This is a genomic window from Sedimentibacter saalensis, assembly GCF_007830175.1.
In the GTDB taxonomy this organism is placed as follows: Bacteria; Bacillota; Clostridia; order Tissierellales; family Sedimentibacteraceae; genus Sedimentibacter; species Sedimentibacter saalensis.
The window spans coordinates 97,851-116,403 of record NZ_VLKH01000012.1 but is presented as its reverse complement, the minus strand read 5'-3'; the positions used below and the strand labels follow the sequence as shown (position 1 = coordinate 116,403).

20 protein-coding genes are annotated in these 18,553 nt (G+C 35.4%); all 20 read left to right on the top strand.

Annotated features, from left to right (window positions below; all coding sequences use genetic code 11):
* Positions 1–93: 93 nt before the first annotated feature.
* The 20 genes from LY60_RS16120 (at position 94) to LY60_RS16025 (ending at position 18,538) form a co-directional block, all read left to right on the top strand.
* Entirely contained in the window at positions 94–639 is a 546-nt protein-coding gene (locus LY60_RS16120; protein WP_145086297.1) for a GNAT family N-acetyltransferase, read from the top strand.
* Positions 640–694: 55 nt separating this feature from the next.
* Positions 695–1,201 carry a GNAT family N-acetyltransferase gene (locus tag LY60_RS16115; RefSeq protein ID WP_170226274.1) on the top strand — a complete coding sequence of 169 codons (507 nt, stop codon included), beginning with the start codon at positions 695–697 and terminating at the stop codon, positions 1,199–1,201.
* 66 nt (positions 1,202–1,267) lie between these two features.
* Complete coding sequence (locus LY60_RS16110) at positions 1,268–1,894, top strand: metallophosphoesterase (RefSeq protein WP_145086292.1); 627 nt, start codon at positions 1,268–1,270, stop codon at positions 1,892–1,894.
* A gap of 18 nt (positions 1,895–1,912) precedes the next feature.
* On the top strand, positions 1,913–2,917 hold the full coding sequence (locus LY60_RS16105; protein WP_145086289.1) for a hypothetical protein: 1,005 nt from the start codon (positions 1,913–1,915) through the stop codon (positions 2,915–2,917).
* Positions 2,918–3,039: 122 nt separating this feature from the next.
* Positions 3,040–3,693 (top strand): DNA-3-methyladenine glycosylase family protein, encoded by a 654-nt coding sequence (locus tag LY60_RS16100; RefSeq protein ID WP_145086286.1) that lies wholly within the window; start codon positions 3,040–3,042, stop codon positions 3,691–3,693.
* The gene (locus LY60_RS16095; protein ID WP_145086283.1) at positions 3,690–4,238 is read left to right on the top strand and encodes a bifunctional transcriptional activator/DNA repair enzyme AdaA; all 549 of its coding nucleotides are present in this window, start codon (positions 3,690–3,692) and stop codon (positions 4,236–4,238) included. The genes LY60_RS16100 and LY60_RS16095 overlap by 4 nt, the downstream gene beginning before the upstream one ends.
* A complete protein-coding gene (locus tag LY60_RS16090) occupies positions 4,235–4,693 on the top strand; it encodes a methylated-DNA--[protein]-cysteine S-methyltransferase (RefSeq protein ID WP_145086280.1) in 459 nt (152 codons plus the stop codon). The genes LY60_RS16095 and LY60_RS16090 overlap by 4 nt, the downstream gene beginning before the upstream one ends.
* A gap of 12 nt (positions 4,694–4,705) precedes the next feature.
* Positions 4,706–5,089, top strand: coding sequence for a hypothetical protein (locus tag LY60_RS16085; RefSeq protein ID WP_145086277.1), 384 nt, complete (start codon positions 4,706–4,708; stop codon positions 5,087–5,089).
* A gap of 283 nt (positions 5,090–5,372) precedes the next feature.
* Positions 5,373–6,815 (top strand): tagaturonate reductase, encoded by a 1,443-nt coding sequence (locus LY60_RS16080; RefSeq protein ID WP_145086274.1) that lies wholly within the window; start codon positions 5,373–5,375, stop codon positions 6,813–6,815.
* A gap of 36 nt (positions 6,816–6,851) precedes the next feature.
* Positions 6,852–8,261, top strand: coding sequence for a glucuronate isomerase (gene uxaC / locus LY60_RS16075; RefSeq protein WP_145086272.1), 1,410 nt, complete (start codon positions 6,852–6,854; stop codon positions 8,259–8,261).
* Positions 8,262–8,296: 35 nt separating this feature from the next.
* Positions 8,297–9,784, top strand: coding sequence for a UxaA family hydrolase (locus LY60_RS16070; protein WP_145086269.1), 1,488 nt, complete (start codon positions 8,297–8,299; stop codon positions 9,782–9,784).
* A gap of 83 nt (positions 9,785–9,867) precedes the next feature.
* Complete coding sequence (locus LY60_RS16065; RefSeq protein WP_145086266.1) at positions 9,868–10,554, top strand: GntR family transcriptional regulator; 687 nt, start codon at positions 9,868–9,870, stop codon at positions 10,552–10,554.
* Positions 10,555–10,749: 195 nt separating this feature from the next.
* The gene (locus LY60_RS16060; RefSeq protein WP_145086263.1) at positions 10,750–11,817 is read left to right on the top strand and encodes a TRAP transporter substrate-binding protein; all 1,068 of its coding nucleotides are present in this window, start codon (positions 10,750–10,752) and stop codon (positions 11,815–11,817) included.
* A gap of 76 nt (positions 11,818–11,893) precedes the next feature.
* Positions 11,894–12,418, top strand: a complete 525-nt coding sequence (locus LY60_RS16055) for a TRAP transporter small permease (protein ID WP_145086260.1) — start codon at positions 11,894–11,896, stop codon at positions 12,416–12,418.
* The gene (locus LY60_RS16050) at positions 12,418–13,710 is read left to right on the top strand and encodes a TRAP transporter large permease (RefSeq protein WP_145086331.1); all 1,293 of its coding nucleotides are present in this window, start codon (positions 12,418–12,420) and stop codon (positions 13,708–13,710) included. The genes LY60_RS16055 and LY60_RS16050 overlap by 1 nt, the downstream gene beginning before the upstream one ends.
* A gap of 7 nt (positions 13,711–13,717) precedes the next feature.
* On the top strand, positions 13,718–14,188 hold the full coding sequence (locus LY60_RS16045; protein WP_145086257.1) for a YcxB family protein: 471 nt from the start codon (positions 13,718–13,720) through the stop codon (positions 14,186–14,188).
* A 76-nt stretch (positions 14,189–14,264) separates the two neighbouring features.
* The gene (uxuA, locus tag LY60_RS16040) at positions 14,265–15,332 is read left to right on the top strand and encodes a mannonate dehydratase (RefSeq protein ID WP_145086253.1); all 1,068 of its coding nucleotides are present in this window, start codon (positions 14,265–14,267) and stop codon (positions 15,330–15,332) included.
* 17 nt (positions 15,333–15,349) lie between these two features.
* The gene (locus LY60_RS16035; RefSeq protein ID WP_145086250.1) at positions 15,350–16,957 is read left to right on the top strand and encodes a mannitol dehydrogenase family protein; all 1,608 of its coding nucleotides are present in this window, start codon (positions 15,350–15,352) and stop codon (positions 16,955–16,957) included.
* A complete protein-coding gene (locus LY60_RS16030; protein ID WP_145086247.1) occupies positions 16,950–17,288 on the top strand; it encodes a cupin domain-containing protein in 339 nt (112 codons plus the stop codon). The genes LY60_RS16035 and LY60_RS16030 overlap by 8 nt, the downstream gene beginning before the upstream one ends.
* A 38-nt stretch (positions 17,289–17,326) precedes the next feature.
* A complete protein-coding gene (locus LY60_RS16025; protein WP_145086243.1) occupies positions 17,327–18,538 on the top strand; it encodes an MFS transporter in 1,212 nt (403 codons plus the stop codon).
* The last annotated feature ends 15 nt before the right edge of the window (positions 18,539–18,553 follow it).

Genomic DNA, 18,553 nt, shown 5'->3' with positions numbered 1-18,553 from the left:
TTTATTTTTCTGCTATTACTTATTGTAAAGTACTACTAATATTAGTACAATAGAGACAATAATTATATATAAACAAGGAATAGGTAATTTTGTATGGGAAAATTAAAAGATATTAGAACTGGCAGATTAATAATCAGAACACTTGAAATGAAAGATAAGGAAGCGTTCTTCAAATATCGTTCACTGCCTGAAATTTATCAATATCAATCATGGAGACCAATAAACATTAGCGAAATTGAAGAATTTATAAATAAAAATATTTCTGTTTGTGTGAATAAAGCAAATTCATGGCTGCAGTTGGCTGTCTGCTTGAAGGAAGGCCAAATGATTGGTGATATTGGAATTCATTTTATGGATGATGATTATCAGATTGAAATAGGTTATACACTTTCTCCTGAATATCAAGGTAATGGGTACGCTCAAGAAGCGGTAAAAGCTGTAATTGATTATTCTTTTACTGAATTGAAGAAACATAGAGTTACAGCCTCTGTTGACCCCGACAATATAAAATCAATAAAGCTACTTGAAAAAATCGGATTTAGAAAAGAAGCACATTTTATAAAAAGTTTTAACATGAACAACCAGTGGTATGATGATTGCATTTATGCGATATTAGAAGACGAATGGAAATTATTTTAATACTATTAGGATAGTTTCTGTAAAGTGCAAAGATTAAATAAATTGGGGGTAAATTTTGAATATAGAAATTAGAGAGAGAAATATTGATGATGTAAATGAGTTTTGCGAGTTTCTGAATAAATTAGATGACGAAGCGGAATACATGCTTTTTGAAAAAGGTGAACGAAATATCAGCAAGGAAAGAATACAAAAGAATATTGAATCTGTTGTTAATGATGGCAACAAGTGCTATATTGCATTAACTAATGGTAAAATAATAGGTTATATAATTGCAGTCAGAGAAAGTTTTATTAGAACCAATCATGTTGCTGTTGTTGTAGCTGGAATTTTAGAAGAATATTGCAGTAAGGGTATTGGTTACTTACTGCTTCAGAATATTATAGAATGGGCAAGTGCTAATAAAGTAAAGAGACTTGAGTTAACAGTAATCACAGAAAATGAAAGAGCAATAAATCTTTATAAGAAATGTGGCTTTGAAATTGAAGGTACGAGAAAGGCATCAACATTAAAAAATGGCAGGTATTACGATGAGTTTTATATGTCAAAAATTTTAGAAGGATAATGTTACATATGGTCAAGGAGAACCGTCCCCTGTGACCACCCAGTGACCTTTGGGAGGTTGATAAAGATGAAGTTCATTAAGGATTTATACGAAAGATTGTTATTCATGTTTGATTATCCATATATATCAAAGGAGCTTTTAGATGAAATAAAAGGTCCTATATTGCTTCACATAAGTGATACACCTGTAGATATTTATGGTTATATTTTTAGAATAATTGAAATTTTAAAGCCTCAATATATTGTACACACAGGGGATATGGCTGATAATATTAAGCTGGAGATCTATAAGTATAAAATGGACAGCTACTGTAAAGGTGTTGCAAAGCTTATAGACGGTGTTGAGAAGAATAAATTCTCAAAAATCTATTATGTATTGGGTAACCATGATGATTATGAAACCGTTAGCAATTTGACTGATAGAGGAATAATTCTCAATGATGGTATCTTGACTATAGAAGGTTACACCTTCTCTGTCAGTCATTATTATAAGGAAAATTTAAATGATGTGGATTTTAATCTTTACGGACACAGTTTTGAACCTAGTCATTATAAAAAAGGTGCAACTGTAGGTCTCAATGGATTATTGAACATCAATATAATCGATTTGTCTAATAAAAGGGTATTTCAGTTAGATTATCCTTCAGGTACAGATACATCAAGAGGAATGAAATTAAAAAGAATTGGTTTATAGCAGAAAGGGGAGATATTCATGCTGTTATTTAGGATGGGACCGCGTTATTTGTTTATTAGAACAGAAAATGTTGATGAAATCACAAGATTTTTAGAGTTAAAACTGAGTGGTGAAGAAACAGATTTCCAAAAAGGGTTTGAGAATGCAACCGAAAATTGTACTTTATGTTTCATAACAGATATAAATATTGAAAAAACCTGTATAGAGGATGCCAAAAAAATTGTGCTGATTCGCGATGTTGCTTCAGTAATATTATCTACAATTATTAACAGTCATGCATGTAATCTTTTACAAAGGGTGGACATGGGTCCTTCATCAATAGTTATGCGTATAGCAGGTAATGAACAAAAATTAATTGATCAGCTAAAGATTGTTTTTGATGGTAAGGAGGTTGATTGGATAGACGGCATTAGGATAGGAGAAAAAGATGATACTATCTTAGCTTTTACCAATAAGTCAATCAGCGATACAATTTCGTCATCTGATTTCCTTATTACAAAACTATTAATACCGCATCCGATCACTGAAGTTCATGGAAGACTTAGAGTAGAAGGACTGAGGTATATTACTCAAAACTTAAATGACAGTCAGTGGTATGAGCTTAGAATTAATATTTATGATTCTTATGGAAAATATAAGGAACATTATGACAGACTCATGTTTATAATGTCCAAACTGGAAATAGGGATGATTTTAGGAGAAAGCTGGACTAAGGATCATGCTGTGCTTCTGTACTCAGTCTTGACATATCAGGTGAGGTTGTTTACATTTTTAACCCCGCAGGAAATTAAAATGATTTTAATGGCGCTGGAATATTCAGTTGATGGTAAGAGGTTGGTTGATTTTGACGTATACTATAATAATCATAAATTATACTGGTATGATGTTATTAAAACTAAGGGAAGAAAAAGTAAGCCGGAAGAAGCGAAAGCATGCAGACAAAATTTGTATCAAAAGCTTAAGCCGGAGTATATTGAGACTTTAGAGCTTATGGAAAAATCCATTATTCAAAATTCAAAATAGTCAATGGGACGGTTCTCAATGGATAGGGAGAATTGTCCAAAATAATTAATTGAATATCCAAAAATGAGAAGAAAACAAATAGAAGCTTTTGATATAATCTATAGTTGTAAGGAGGTGAAGTTTTGTATTTTGAGTACGACAACAAAGAAATTGAATTCTTAAAAAGCCGCGACAAGCTGCTTGGGGAAGCAATTGATCATATTGGACATATATACAGAGCAGTTGACAATGACATGTTTTCGTCCATAGTCCATCACATTATCGGGCAACAAATATCCACCCGAGCTCAAGTTACAATATGGCAGAGGCTAATAGATAAAATTGGAGATATAAATGCTGACAATATATATTCTCTTGAATTAAATGAATTGCAAAAACTGGGTATGACATTCAAAAAAGCAGAGTATATCAAAGATTTTACAGATAAGGTAAGAAATAAAGAATTTGACATTAATATTCTCAATGATCTGTCAGATGAAGAGATTATCAAAAAACTTTCCTCTTTGAAAGGTATAGGTGTATGGACAGCAGAAATGATTATGATATTCTGTTTACAGCGACCTGATGTAGTAAGCTTTGGAGATTTGGCAATACATCGTGGCATGCGTATGCTATATCATCATAGAAATATCGATAGAAAAAAGTTTGAGAAATACAAAAAACGATATTCACCTTACGGTACGGTGGCAAGTCTGTATCTCTGGGCAATTGCAGGCGGTGCAATACCACAAATGCGGGATTATGCACCAAAAAAGAAAAAGGAGATGGCGAAATGACTAATGATGAAATGTGGAAAGCAGTATCTGAAAATGATGCGTCCTATGACGGTATCTTTTTTTACGCTGTAAAATCTACAGGAATTTATTGCCGTCCCTCCTGTAAATCAAAATTACCTAAACAAAATAATGTTTGTTTTTTTGATGCAGCAGAACAAGCACTAGCAGCTGGATTTCGTCCATGCAAGAGATGCAGAAGTGATATTTCAGACTATCAGCCGATGAAAGAAATTACAGGAAAGGCTAAACAGTTACTTGACGAATCTTTCTATAAAAGATGTGAACTAAATCATAAATTGCAGCAATTGGGAATATCTCACCACCGCATGGCTGAACTCTTTAAGGATGAATACGGTGTTACCATGTCTGAATATGTTGGTAATTTGCGCTTGGAGGAAGCAAAAAGACTGCTTTTACATACTGATGACGAAATCATTGAAATCTCATGTTCAGTAGGCTTTGACGGTTTGTCGTCGTTTTATCGCTTTTTCAAAAAAGGAACAGGAATATCACCTGCCAAGTACAGAAAGGAGCATCGAAAATGAACAAATACGCTTATTATTATTTTGAATTTGGAATTCTGAAAATCGGATATACTGATACTGAAATAATTTTTTTGAAGCGAGTGGATCAAATAGATGCTGACAATGTACCTTCAATTCTTTCTGACCTGGCTTTTAACCAGGTATGTGAGTATCTAAAGGGCAATCGTAAATCCTTTGATTTTCCGTATGAATTTCAAGGAACAGATTTTCAGAAAAAAGTTTGGCGTGCTCTTTGTGATATTCCGTATGGAGAAACCCGTTCATACAAACAGATTGCAGAAGCAGTGAACAGTCCAAAAGCTTGTCGTGCTGTAGGCATGGCTAACAATAAAAATCCAATTACAATTGCTGTTCCATGTCATCGTGTAATTGGAACAAACGGTAAACTAATCGGTTATGCAGGTGGTATTGACATGAAAAGGGCCTTGCTGGAACTGGAAAAAATAGAACTATGATAGGAGATTTTTATGAGCGATTTCACTAAAGAGGAGCTACAAAAAGCTATTCCAACAATTGCCTCTATGATAAGCAGGTCTGAGAAAGTACAGCCTAAATTTAAAGAAGGTACTCCTCAGGCAACACTTACCAGAAACAGGCTTAAGGCTCTCTACATATCAACATCATTAATAAAAAAGGAATTGAATAGCGATTTTTTATTTGAAAATATAACAAAAGAAGATTTAGAAAAAGCACTTCCGCCAATAACATCAACAATCAGCAAATGCGAAAAAGCACAGGAAAAGTTAAAAGAAGGAACTCCTCAATTGTCACTTACGAAGAATATGATAAAGTCACTGTATATATCATTATCATTGATAACAAAGGAATTGAATAAATTAGTAAGCGATTGACTCCAAGGTAATAGAATTATTGAAATCTAACGGATATGGAGTGCTGTTTTCAGCTAATAGTGATGAGGATGCGGTACGAGCTCATAGCAATAACCTTTAGAATATTTGTTGACTTAGATATTTTAAAGGTATATTGTTATGTTAGAAGTGAACTTACGTCATGCACTGACAAAAAGAATTTTCGAGATATATTCATTGCTTTGCAATCGTATGCATGAGTGTGCTGGATAATTTCAATTAACATTATAATGCAATTGTAAATAAAATTAAGGAGGAAGCAACGTTGAAGAAAATCCAGGAATGCTATAATAAAAAATATTATACGGAAAAAGTGTTACAATTTGGTGAAGGTAATTTTATACGTTCCTTTGTTGACTGGATGATCGATGAAATGAATAAGACAGAAAATTTCAACGGAAGTGCAGTTGTTATACAACCAAGAAATAATGACAGCATAAAGAAATTAAATGAACAAAACGGATTGTACACTTTATACTTAAATGGAATTAAAAACGGAGAAGCCATAAGTGAACATTCAATTATAAGTTCTATAAGCAGAGGAATAAATACATACAGCGACTATGACGAGTTTTTGAAAACAGCCGAAAACCCGGAATTAAGATTTGTTATTTCTAATACAACAGAAGCCGGAATTGCTTATGAAGAGAAGGACCATCTTGAAGACAGGCCACAAAGCAGCTTTCCAGGCAAGCTGACAGCACTTTTATATCATAGATACAAATTTTTTGGCGGAAATAAGAAGAGAGGATTTATTTTCCTTCCGTGCGAGCTAATAGACAAAAATGGTGAAAAGCTTAAGGAGATTATTCTGAAATTAGCGGGATTGTGGAATTTGGAAGAAGGATTCACTGAGTGGATCAATGAAAACAATACATTCTGCAATACTTTGGTTGACAGAATCGTGCCCGGATACCCAAAGGATAAAATAGAAAAAATCACTGAGGAATTAGGGTATGAAGATAATCTGTTGGTTGAAGGGGAACAATTCCATTTATGGGTTATTGAAGGACCACAATGGGTAAAGGAAGAATTTCCGGCTGATAAAGCAAGACTGAATGTGTTGTTTGTGGATGACCTTACACCTTACAGGACAAGAAAAGTTAGGATATTGAATGGAGCTCACACATCTATGATGCCTGTTGCTTATCTGTATGGAAAAGATACTGTAAGGGAAGCAGTGGAAGATAAAGTCACCGGCAAGTTTATTCATGATACAATCTATACTGAAATTATACCCACATTGGAACTGTCCGAGAAAGAGCTGAACGACTTTGCTCAGGCAGTGCTTGACAGATTTAAGAACCCATTTATAAATCATTATCTGATGAGTATATCCCTGAACTCCATGTCTAAATTTAAAACAAGAGTTTTGCCGTCTATTTTGCAATATCAAAAGACATATGACTGTCTTCCAAAGCGACTGGTATTTTCTCTTGCTGCGCTTATTTCCTTCTATAAAGGAGACAGAGATGGTGTCCAAATTGATTTGAAGGATGATGAGGAGACAATTGCTTTATTTAAAAGGCTGTGGGCAAATTATGATGGAACAAGACAAGGTCTGGAAAATCTGGTTGAAAAAGTATTGGGCTATGTGAAGAATTGGGAAATGGATTTAAACGAAGTAAACAATCTCAGTAGGCAAGTTACAGATTATTTAGAAGCAATATTGAAAAAAGGAATGCAGGAAGCAGTAAAAAATATCTGATTAACAATAAACCAATAATAAAATGAGGGGTAAAAGATGAAAAAATTTATGGATGAAAACTTTTTATTAGACAATGAAACTGCCATTAAGCTGTATCATGATTTTGCAAAAGAAATGCCAATTATCGATTATCATTGCCACTTAAGCTCCAAAGAGATTGCAGAAAACAAGCACTATAGAAATATTACGGAAATTTGGCTTGGGGGTGACCATTATAAATGGAAGGCCATGAGAAGCAACGGCATCGATGAAGAGTATATCACCGGTGGTGCTGAAGATAAGGATAAGTTTATGAAATGGGCAGAAACAGTTCCATACACTGTGGGAAATCCGCTGTATCATTGGACTCATCTTGAATTGCAAAGATATTTTGGAATAGATGAATTATTGAACAAAAAATCTGCAGAAAGCATCTGGGAGAAGTGTAATGAGAGGCTGCAAAAAGAAGAATTTACAGCACGAGAATTAATCAGAAGATCAAATGTAAAAGTGATTTGCACTACTGATGACCCTGCAGATACATTGGAATATCATAAAGCAATTGCAAAAGATAATACCTTTGATGTAAAAGTATTGCCCGCATTCAGACCTGACAAGGCAATAAATATTGAAAAGGATGGCTTTACAGCTTGGATAAATAATCTGGGAAATGTAGTCGGAAGAAAAATAGAGACGTTGGATGCTTTACTGGAATCATTAAAGGAACGTGTGTTATATTTTAATTCCATGGGCTGCAGAGCTTCTGACCATGCCTTGGATCCGGTTGTATTTGAAAATGGCAGCTATGAAGAAGTCAGCAATATCTTTGTTAAGGCATTAAACCAGAACAATCTGACTATATCAGATATACAAAAATATAAAACCTATGTATTGTTGTTCCTGGGAAGAGAATATGCAAGATTAGGCTGGGCTATGCAGCTTCATATTGGAGTAATTCGAAATGTCAACAGCAGGATGATGAGAAATCTTGGTCCTGATACAGGATTTGATACAATTGGAGACTATGCTTTTTCAGATGCTTTGGCCAAATTTTTAGATGCACTGGATACAACAAATGAGCTGCCAAAAACAATTCTTTATTGTGTAAATCCCAGAGATAATGAGGTCCTTGCCACAATGATAGGATCATTCCAGGGAGGGGGAATACCTGGAAAAATTCAATTTGGATCCGGCTGGTGGTTTAATGACCAAAAAGATGGCATGATTAGACAAATGACTGCCTTATCGAATATGGGGCTTTTAAGCAGATTTGTTGGAATGCTCACTGACTCAAGAAGCTTTTTATCCTATACAAGGCATGAGTATTTTAGAAGAATCTTATGTAATTTGTTGGGTGGATGGGTAGAAAAGGGAGAACTTCCAAACGATATGGATTTACTGGGTGGAATAGTAAGGGATATTTCTTATAACAACGCAAACAGATATTTTGAGTTTGATGTTCATTAATTTGGTAAAATTTAAAGATTGTCAGAAGGAGCACTATGAAAAAATTCATAAAAATCCATAATAAAGATAATGTGGCAGTTGCACTTACAGACTTAAAGGCCGGGGAAAAAATAAAAATCCATGAAAGGACCATACAGGTTAAGACTGATGTTCCCAAGGGACACAAACTGGCCATTCAAAAAATAAGTAAAGGTGAAGACGTAATTAAATATGGATTACCCATAGGATATGCATTTGTCCACATAGATGAAGGTGATTTTGTCCATGTGCATAATACTAAGACAAAATTGAGCAGAAAAATGGAATATATTTATAATCAGAAATTGGCTGACCTAGATATAATAAATGACAACTTGTCTTTCATGGGATATAAAAGAAAAAACGGCAGCGTTGGCATAAGAAATGAATTATGGATTATTCCTACGGTAGGATGTGTAAACGGCATTGGGCAAAAAATTGCAGACACATTTAAGACAACTTTAGATTCACGTTTGATTGACCATATTGAGGTCTACAAGCATAACTATGGCTGCTCACAATTAGGAGAAGATCATGAAAACACAAAGAGAATTTTAGGTGATTTAGTAAAGCATCCTAATTGTGGCGGAGCACTGGTGCTGGGACTTGGCTGTGAAAATAATCAGGTAGCAGCATTCAAGGAGCATCTTGGCAGCACAGATGAAAAAAGAGTTAAGTTCTTAGTGGCGCAAGAAGTGGAAGACGAGGTAGAAGAAGGAGTTCGTCTTTTAGGAGAAATATTTAAGACAATGAAGGATGATGTTCGCGAAGAGGTACCTTTTTCTGAACTAAAGGTTGGGTTAAAATGTGGAGGATCTGACGGTCTCTCGGGTATTACAGCAAATCCATTGGTGGGGAATTTTTCTGATTATTTAATTGCTCAGGGAGGAACAAGCGTACTAACGGAGGTTCCTGAAATGTTTGGAGCCGAAACCATATTGATGGAAAGGGCAATGAATGAAGAAGTTTTTGGAAAAATAGTACACTTAATTAATGAATTTAAAGAGTATTTTCTTGCCAATAACCAGCCTGTGTATGAGAATCCGTCTCCAGGAAATAAAAACGGCGGTATTACCACGTTAGAGGACAAATCGCTTGGTTGCACGCAGAAAGCAGGCCATTCTAAAGTTACAGATGTACTGAAGTATGGAGAGATAATTAGTGAAAAAGGATTGAACCTTCTGAGTGCTCCCGGCAATGATTTAGTAGCTTCAACGGCCTTAGCTGCATCAGGCTGCCATTTGGTTTTGTTTACAACGGGCAGAGGGACGCCATTTGGTACTTTGGTTCCAACCATAAAAATATCTTCAAATTCAGAAATTTATAACAGAAAGAAAAACTGGATAGATTTTAATGCAGGGGTACTTGTAGAAGACAAATCAATGGAAGAGGTACTGGAAGATTTTATCAGATATATCATTGACGTTGCCAGCGGCAAGCTTGTAAATAATGAAAAAAACCAGTTTAGAGAAATAGCAATTTTTAAAACAGGAGTAACATTATAATTTTTTATTTTAAATTCCATTGACATCTGAAATCTGATATAGTAGTATGGTAGTAATGAAATTATTGGTTTGGATGTGAGCATATGGAATTAGAAATAATAAAGCCAAAAGACGGTACATCAGTCGGTGACTATGTATATGAAATCATAAAGAGAAACATTATTAACCTTAACATGGCTCCTGGCAGTCGGGTCAGTGAAAAGGAGATTTCTGACATCCTGAATGTCAGCAGGACGCCAGTCAGAGAAGCTTTTATTAAATTAGGAAAAGAAGGTTTGCTTTACGCTCTTCCTCAGAGAGGAACCTATATATCCTATATTGATTTAAGTATTGTTGAAGATGCAAGATTTATAAGAGAAAGTATAGAGAAGTCAGTACTTAAGATTGCTGTAGAAAGTTTTCCGGAGGAGTTACTAAATGTCCTTCAGGATAATATCAACAAACAACAAAGACTGGTAGAGCAGAAATTATTCTATGAGTTTCTTATGACGGATGATAAGTTTCATAAAACAATATTTGCTGGTTGCAATAAGGAAAGAACATGGTCTTTCATAGAACATATAAATGCTGAATACAAGCGTGTTCGTATGCTTTCATTTATTGCTGATACTAATTGGAAAACAGTTATTGAACAGCATAAGCAAATAATGGAGAGCATCAGGAATCATGAGGATCAGACGGCACAGGATGTTATAAGCAATCATATAACAAAGCTGAAATTTGAACAGGTTGAATTAAAGAAAAAATATCCTCAATACTTTAAGGAGTAATTTTATCGGAGGTTCTTCAAATTAAATACATAAGGTATTGACATTATCTTAACTGGTATGGTAGTATATTTTATAGGAAAACCATTTCTAAAGACATTTTTATAGAAATTTCCTGAACATTGATACACTAGAGAAGTTTTAGGAATTTTCTAAAATGTAAATATAATATTGTGTAAAAAAATTGGAGGGTGAAAAATGAAAAAAGGTTTTAAAGTAGTAGTATTAAGCCTTGTGTTAGTATTATTTGCTGCAACGCTAGCTGGTTGCGGAATGAAATCACCAACACCAGCTGAACAGCCAGCACCTGCAGAAACACCGGCACCTGCAGAAGCACCGTCAAAAGACCCAGTGGTTACTCTTGTTTATGCAGAGGTTAATCCATTAGATACTATCGTTGGTAAAATGGCTACTTTCTACAAGGAAAAAGTTGAAGAACTTTCCGAAGGAACAATTGTCATTGATATTCAAGCCAGTGGTGTTTTAGGTTCGGAAAACGATGTACTTGACACAATGCTGGGCGGCGGTGATACAATTGATATGTCACGTATATCAGCATTTGCTCTTACACCTTATGGCGGAGAAAAATCAAAACTTCTTTCTATTCCTTTTACATTTGTAAATCGTGAACATTTCTGGAATTTTGCAACATCTGATTTAGCACCTGAATTCCTTTTGGAACCACACGAAAATGGCAGTGGCGTAAGAGGTTTGTTCTATGGAGAAGAAGGTTTCCGTCATTTCTTTACAGTTGATCCTATCAGCGGTATAGAGGATTTAAAGGGTATGAAAATCAGAGTATCAAATGACCCTGTTATGAATGGTATGGTAGAAGGACTTGGTGCTTCACCTACAGTTGTATCTTTCGGTGAACTATATTCTGCACTTCAAACTGGTGTAGTTGACGGTGCTGAACAGCCTATAGCAAATTACAAATCCAATGGATTCCAGGAAGTTGCACCAAACTTAATTCTTGATGGTCATACACTTGGTGCGATCCAGGTAATCATTACAGATAAGGCTTGGGACGGCCTTACAGAAAAACAACAAAATGCTCTTGTAGAAGCAGGCAAGCTTGCATCTGAATACAACAGACAGATTTCTGAAGAAGCTGAAAACAAAGTGCTTGAAGAGTTAAAGGCAGATGGTATAAATGTTGTAGAAGTTAAGGATATAACTCCTTGGCAAGAAGCAGTTAAAGGTGTAATTGAATCTGCAACAGCAAACAATAAAGAACTTTATCAAAAAATTGTTGATATGAAATAAGATAAATTGATTTATTAATCATTAAAGAGGGCACGGAGGCTATAGCCTTTGTGTCCAATTTATTAGGGAGGTATGTATGCCAAGAATTTTTAATACAATTGACAGAATTAAACCGGCATATGATATGGTTTATAAGGTGGTCCTGCTCTTATGCAAGTTATTATTAATAGTAGACATCCTTATTACCACAATGGCTGTTGCTGGTAGATATATTTCTTTCATTCCGGATCCATCATGGAGTGAGGAAATAGTTTTAACTTGTATGGCATATATGGCTGTTCTTTCTGCGGCTTTAGCCATCAGAAGGAATGCACATATTCGTATGACAGCATTTGATAGATATTTGCCTAAAAAATTAGTAATCACTTTGGATATTATTTCGGATTTTGCTGTTTTAGCTCTTGCTGTGGTAATGATAGTAGTTGGGTGGAAATATTCTGTACAAATTGGTTCGAAGGGATCTTATGTAAGCATGCCAAGCCTTTCTAGATTTTGGATGTATTTTCCTGTCCCGTTGGCAGGTATAGCAATGGTTATTTTTGAAATAGAGGCTATATATAATCATTTAAAAAGATATTTTGTAATAGAGGAGGATATATGATGAGTGCTGAAAGTATGGCAATATTAATTTTGATTAGTAGTTTTTTCATAATGGTATTTTTAAGATTTCCTATTGCTTATGCAGTAGCTCTTTCATCTTTGTTCACTTTATTATACCAAGGACTACCGCTTACTACCATTGTTCAGCAGATGGTAAAGGGGATTAGTTCTTTCAGTCTTATGGCAGTACCTTTTTTTATTACAATGGGTGTTCTCATGGGATCTGGTGGTATCTCTGAAAAACTGATTGCGCTGGCGAATGCATGTGTTGGCTGGATGCGAGGAGGCTTGGCGATGGTAAACATCGTTGCATCGTATTTCTTTGGAGGTATTTCAGGTTCGGCAGCTGCAGATACTGCATCTCTTGGCAGTATATTAATTCCCATGATGGTAGAACAAGGCTACGATGATGACTTTTCAACGGCAGTTACTATTACTTCATCCTGTGAAGGGCTTTTAGTTCCGCCAAGTCATAACATGGTTATTTATGCCACTACAGCGGGTGGTGTTTCCATAGGGAGTCTTTTCCTGGCAGGATATTTACCTGGCGCATTGCTGGCAGTTTCATTAATGGTAGGCTCGTATATCATTTCTGTTAAAAGAAACTATCCAAAAGGCAATAAATTCAGCATGATGTATTTAATAAGACAATTGGGTACTTCCTTTTGGGCGCTTGCCTCCGTTCTAATAGTTGTAGTAGGTGTGGTTGGGGGTGTTTTTACAGCTACAGAATCAGCAGCTATTGCAGTTGTTTACAGTTTGATTGTTAGTGTATTTATTTATAAAGGTCTTAATTGGAAGGGTGTTTGGAGAGCATTGGAAAGTTGTGTGGATACACTTTCTATTGTCCTAATATTGATTGCAACTTCAAGTATTTTTGGATATTTACTCACTCGTTTACACGTTCCGCAGTTAGCAGCAAATGCGATTATTAGCATTTCCAATAATCCGATTGTTTTAGCATTGCTTTTAAACATTATCCTCTTAGTGCTTGGATGCATTATGGACATGGCTCCAATCATATTGATAGCTACCCCAATATTGCTGCCTATAGCAACATCTATTGGTATTGATCCTGTTCAGTTTGGTATTATGATAGTCTTGAACTGTGGTATTGGTCTTTTAACACCACCTGTTGGAGCTGTTTTATTTATTGGTTCTGCAGTTTCAAAAGTACCCATGGAGCGCGTTGTAAAAGCCACAATGCCATTTTATATATGCATGATTATTACACTCATACTCATTACCTTTGTTCCAGGAATTAGTTTATGGCTTCCATCTCTATTTAGGTAAACAAAAAATGAAATATAAATTTATTTATGAAACAAAGGCTTTTGACCTCTGGAAGTTATCTATGTATGGTGTCTATGGTTCAATGGTAGGGATACTTAATATTATATTTACTGTTGCAATGGTACTTTTGACAACAAAGTTTTGGGGAGAAGTAAATATATTTATAAAAATACTTTTAGTTATGGCAGTCAGTTTATTTACGATTATTCAACCTGCAGCAGTCTATATGAGAGCCAAAAGTCATGTAGCAACAGTCCCGTATGATATGGAGATTGGGTTTGATGACAATGGTATTTATATAAAAACTAAAAATGAAAATTCAGAGTTAAAGTGGAATACTATAAAAGGTGTTTTTAAAAAACAGAATATGATTGTAATACTTACAACCAATAAACATGGTTTCATAATAAAAGATAATATGCTGGGAACAGAAAAAGAAGATTTTTATAAATATGTAGTTTCAAAAATAAACAAATAAATATTTGTTACAAAGATTAATTTGTATTACTGTTTGCTTTATAATTTTCAATAAAACTATGGTGGTGATGACAAGGATGAAAATGACATTAAGATGGTTTGGTAGTAAATATGATACCGTAACCTTGAAGCAAATAAGACAGATTCCTGGCTGTGTAGGTGTTATTACAACTCTTTACGATACAAAGCCCGGAGAGGTATGGACGAGAGAAAAAATCAGAGCAATGAAGGAAGAAGTTGAAGCAGAAGGACTTGAATTGAGCGGCATAGAGAGTGTAAATATACATGATGACATTAAAATTGGTCTTTCCTCAAGGGAGCAATATATTGAGAATTATATTGAAACCCTTGAAAATCTCGGTAAAGAAGGCATTGATTTAGTATGCTATAATTTCATGCCCGTATTTGATTGGACGAGGACGGAACTTGCTAAAGAAAGACCTGATGGATCAACGGTTCTTTCTTATGATCAGGAGATTATAGATAAGATTGACCCTGCTAAAATGTTTGAAGAAATGGATGCCAATTCCAATGGATTTGTAATGCCAGGATGGGAACCGGAAAGGCTGGCAAGGGTAAAAGAACTGTTCGAGATGTACAAAAATGTTGATGAAGAAAAGTTATTCCAAAACCTTGTATATTTCTTAAATGCGATTATGCCCACCTGCGAAAAATATGGAATTAAGATGGCCATTCACATGGATGATCCAGCATGGTCAGTTTTTAATCTGCCAAGAATTATATCAAACAAGGAAAATATTCAAAGATTATTGGATGAAGTTCCCTCAGTCAACAATGGTCTTACATTATGCACGGGCTCTTTAGGCTCAAACCCTGAAAATGATATACCGGATATGATAAGAAGATTCAAGGGAAGAATACATTTTGGACATATGAGAAACATAATTCATTTAGCACCGGGTAAGTTTGATGAGGCAGCTCATCTGTCTTCAGATGGCTCTCTGGATATGTATGAAATCATGAAAGCATTTTATGATATTGGCATGGACGGACCTATCAGACCTGATCATGGCAGAATGATTTGGGGAGAAAAAGCGATGCCCGGTTATGGACTATATGACAGGGCTTTAGGTGCAGCCTATCTGAATGGATTATGGGAAGCAATCGAAAAGTCAAACAAGTAATCTGTCGGAGGTATGAAATGAAGCTTAATTTAGATGCTTTAAAACATAGAGATGATTGGGTAAGGGCCGGATTTAAGCTTCCGGAATTTAATATTGAACAGGTAAGGGAGAATACGAAAATGAATCCTGTTTGGATTCATTTTGGGGCAGGCAATATTTTTAGAGCATTTATGGCAAATGTTCAGCAGAATTTACTGAATGCTGGCAAAAGTGACAAGGGGATTGTTGTCGTTGGTGGAGAAAGCATAGAAACAATATATCAAAGTCATGATAATTTGACAGTCCTTGTTACACTGAAGGTTGACGGCACCATAGAAAAGACGGTCATTGCAAGTATTGCAGAATCGCTGGTTTTAGATGAAAAAAATGATACAAACTGGAGCAGATTAAAAGAAATCTTTGCAAACCCCAGTCTGCAAATGGTAAGTTTTACTATCACTGAAAAGGGTTATAAGTTAAAGGGCGTCAAGGATGAATATTTATCTGATGTAGTTGAGGACCTTGAAAATGGACCTCAAAGCCCAGCAAGTTATTTTGGACAGGTAACAGCGTTGATTTATGAAAGATATGTGCACGGCGGACTGCCAATAGCACTGGTCAGCATGGACAATATGTCTCACAACGGAACAAGACTGCATGAGGCAGTCAGCGCATTTGCTGAAAGTTGGGCAGCAAAGGGTTTAGTTGATAAAGGTTTTAAAGACTATATAAATAACTCCGAATCAGTTTCTTTTCCATGGTCTATGATTGATAAGATAACACCCAGGCCTGATCCAAGTGTAAGGAAGATGCTGAAGGATGATGGATTTGAAGATGTGGAGGACGTAATCACATCGAAAAACAGCTATGTATCGCCATTTGTAAATGCAGAAGAATCAGAGTATCTGATAATAGAGGATATTTTTCCAAATGGCAGGCCGAATCTTGAAGAAGGCGGTGTGATTTTTACAGATAGAGAGACCGTTGACAAGGTGGAAAAAATGAAGGTTTGTACTTGTCTTAATCCTCTTCATACCACCCTTGCAATATTCGGTTGCTTATTAGGATATCATAAAATTTCAAAGGAGATGGAAGATACTGATCTTAAGAACTTAGTAGAAAAAATTGGGTATAATGAAGGTTTTCCGGTAGTCGTTAATCCAAAAATAATTGATCCGAAAAAATTCATTGATGAAGTATTACAGGTTAGGTTTCCAAACCCATTTATGCCGGATACACCTCAAAGAATTGCCACAGATACATCTCAGAAGCTGGGAATTCGTTTTGGCGAAACAATAAAAGCTTATATGGCAAGGAAAGATCTAAACGTTACGGATTTAGAGCTTATTCCCCTTGTGTTTGCCGGATGGTGCAGATATCTGATGGGTATTGATGACAATGGAGATAAAATGGAGTTAAGTTCTGATCCGCTTCTGCAAGAAGTAGTGCCTTGTGTGGCAGATATTGCTCTTGGAGATAAAGGACCATTTCATGACCAGCTTAAGCCAATCCTGTCAAATGCAAATATATTTGGCGTAAATCTTTATGAGGCACGACTGGGAGAAAAAGTGGAAGAATATTTTGCAGAATTGGTATCAGAAAAAGGTGCAGTCAGAAAAATGCTTAGGGGAATCAATCATGAATGAGCCTTTTGTTTTTGCAGAAGATTGTAATTTTGAAACAGTATCTGAAGGAGTAAAAAGAAAGATATTAGCGTATGGAGATCAACTTATGGCTGTGGAAGTACATTTTCAAAAAGATGCTGTGGGGCAATTACATAGCCATCCTCATACTCAGCTTTCCTATGTCCTGGAAGGTGAGTTTGAGTTTGAAATCGATGGAATTAAAAACATCGTGAAGAAAGGTGATACGTTGTATAAGATGCCTAACTTGGTTCACGGCTGTAAATGTACAAAAGAGGGGGTTCTCTTAGACATATTCACTCCCTACAGAGAGGATTTTATCAATAAAAAATAGTAGCTTTAACAGTTAACTGTGAGTTGGGGGAATAAAGCATGAAAAACAAGTCATTTTACACACAGCTTAACAAAGAACAAAGATATATTTTGAATTGCTGTTTTTTCGTCTTTGCGATTAATGGAATATATGCCATGAGTCTGGGGTCACTGCTTCCTTTAATCAGCGCTGAATATGGACTGAAGGATACGGTAAGCGGTGCATTGTTATCTGCTCACCAGGTAGGCAATTTAATTTCCGGGTTTATTGCAGGGATATTACCGTTATACTTAGGCAGAAAAAAATCAATTATGTTTTTATGCAGTTTTGTAGTCATGGGATTTTCTATTATGATTTTAACGGGTAATCCAATTTTATTAATTTTGGGATTTTTATTTACAGGACTCAGCCGAGGCAGCATATCAAACTTTAATAATTCAGTTGTTAATGAGCTGTCTGACAGCAGCCCGGTGGCACTCAATATTTTGCATAGTATTTTTGCAGTTGGTGCTTTGATTTCTCCCTTCCTGGTAATCTTATGCACATACATTTCCAATGAACAGGGATGGAAAATTGCTGCCGGTGTTATGGTGTTTCTTTGTTTGATTTCTATATTTTTATTTTCAAGGATGAAAATTGATAATGCAGAGAAAGAGGCTAAAAAAGTAAAGGTTTCATATGGGTTTTTGAAAAATGCGGATTTCTTGATCAGCTGTGGTATATTGTTTTTTTATTTATGTGCAGAAGCAGCTATTAACGGATGGATGGTTAAATATTTCATTGATTCACATATTATGACCATACAATATGCCCAAATGCTTGCTTCCTTGTTGTGGTTGGTCATTCTTGTTGGAAGATTAACTTGTGCATTTTTAGGGGATAGAATATCGAAGAAAACACTTTTGTTACTAACTAGTTTTGGAACAGCTGCCTTTTATTTATTATTGCTTTCTACAAACAACTTAAAGATAATAACTTTCGCCATAATGGGATTAGGATTTTCAATGGCAGGTATTTATGCTACAACAGTTTCTACAGTTGGAAATATCATTAAACTGTATCCTATAGCAATGGGTGTCTTGCTTGTGCTGGGGGGCATGGGTGCTATAATTATGCCTGTTCTTACTGGTGCCATATCAGATGCTTACGGCATTGCAGCCGGTATGGGTGCTATTGTAGTTGCAAATGTTTTAATGATACTATGTGTAATTTTATACGCTTTAAGGTCAAAGGCCCATGCTGAAGCTGATAAAGCATATGTAATAAATTAAAAAATGGATGAAGAA

Coding starts and splice junctions, on each gene's coding strand:
- LY60_RS16120 (WP_145086297.1), top strand. CDS start 94: ATGGGAAAATTAAAAGATATTAGAACTGGCAGATTAATAATCAGAACA.
- LY60_RS16110 (WP_145086292.1), top strand. CDS start 1,268: ATGAAGTTCATTAAGGATTTATACGAAAGATTGTTATTCATGTTTGAT.
- LY60_RS16105 (WP_145086289.1), top strand. CDS start 1,913: ATGCTGTTATTTAGGATGGGACCGCGTTATTTGTTTATTAGAACAGAA.
- LY60_RS16095 (WP_145086283.1), top strand. CDS start 3,690: ATGACTAATGATGAAATGTGGAAAGCAGTATCTGAAAATGATGCGTCC.
- LY60_RS16090 (WP_145086280.1), top strand. CDS start 4,235: ATGAACAAATACGCTTATTATTATTTTGAATTTGGAATTCTGAAAATC.
- LY60_RS16085 (WP_145086277.1), top strand. CDS start 4,706: ATGAGCGATTTCACTAAAGAGGAGCTACAAAAAGCTATTCCAACAATT.
- uxaC (WP_145086272.1), top strand. CDS start 6,852: ATGAAAAAATTTATGGATGAAAACTTTTTATTAGACAATGAAACTGCC.
- LY60_RS16070 (WP_145086269.1), top strand. CDS start 8,297: ATGAAAAAATTCATAAAAATCCATAATAAAGATAATGTGGCAGTTGCA.
- LY60_RS16065 (WP_145086266.1), top strand. CDS start 9,868: ATGGAATTAGAAATAATAAAGCCAAAAGACGGTACATCAGTCGGTGAC.
- LY60_RS16060 (WP_145086263.1), top strand. CDS start 10,750: ATGAAAAAAGGTTTTAAAGTAGTAGTATTAAGCCTTGTGTTAGTATTA.
- LY60_RS16055 (WP_145086260.1), top strand. CDS start 11,894: ATGCCAAGAATTTTTAATACAATTGACAGAATTAAACCGGCATATGAT.
- LY60_RS16050 (WP_145086331.1), top strand. CDS start 12,418: ATGAGTGCTGAAAGTATGGCAATATTAATTTTGATTAGTAGTTTTTTC.
- LY60_RS16045 (WP_145086257.1), top strand. CDS start 13,718: ATGAAATATAAATTTATTTATGAAACAAAGGCTTTTGACCTCTGGAAG.
- uxuA (WP_145086253.1), top strand. CDS start 14,265: ATGAAAATGACATTAAGATGGTTTGGTAGTAAATATGATACCGTAACC.
- LY60_RS16035 (WP_145086250.1), top strand. CDS start 15,350: ATGAAGCTTAATTTAGATGCTTTAAAACATAGAGATGATTGGGTAAGG.
- LY60_RS16030 (WP_145086247.1), top strand. CDS start 16,950: ATGAATGAGCCTTTTGTTTTTGCAGAAGATTGTAATTTTGAAACAGTA.
- LY60_RS16025 (WP_145086243.1), top strand. CDS start 17,327: ATGAAAAACAAGTCATTTTACACACAGCTTAACAAAGAACAAAGATAT.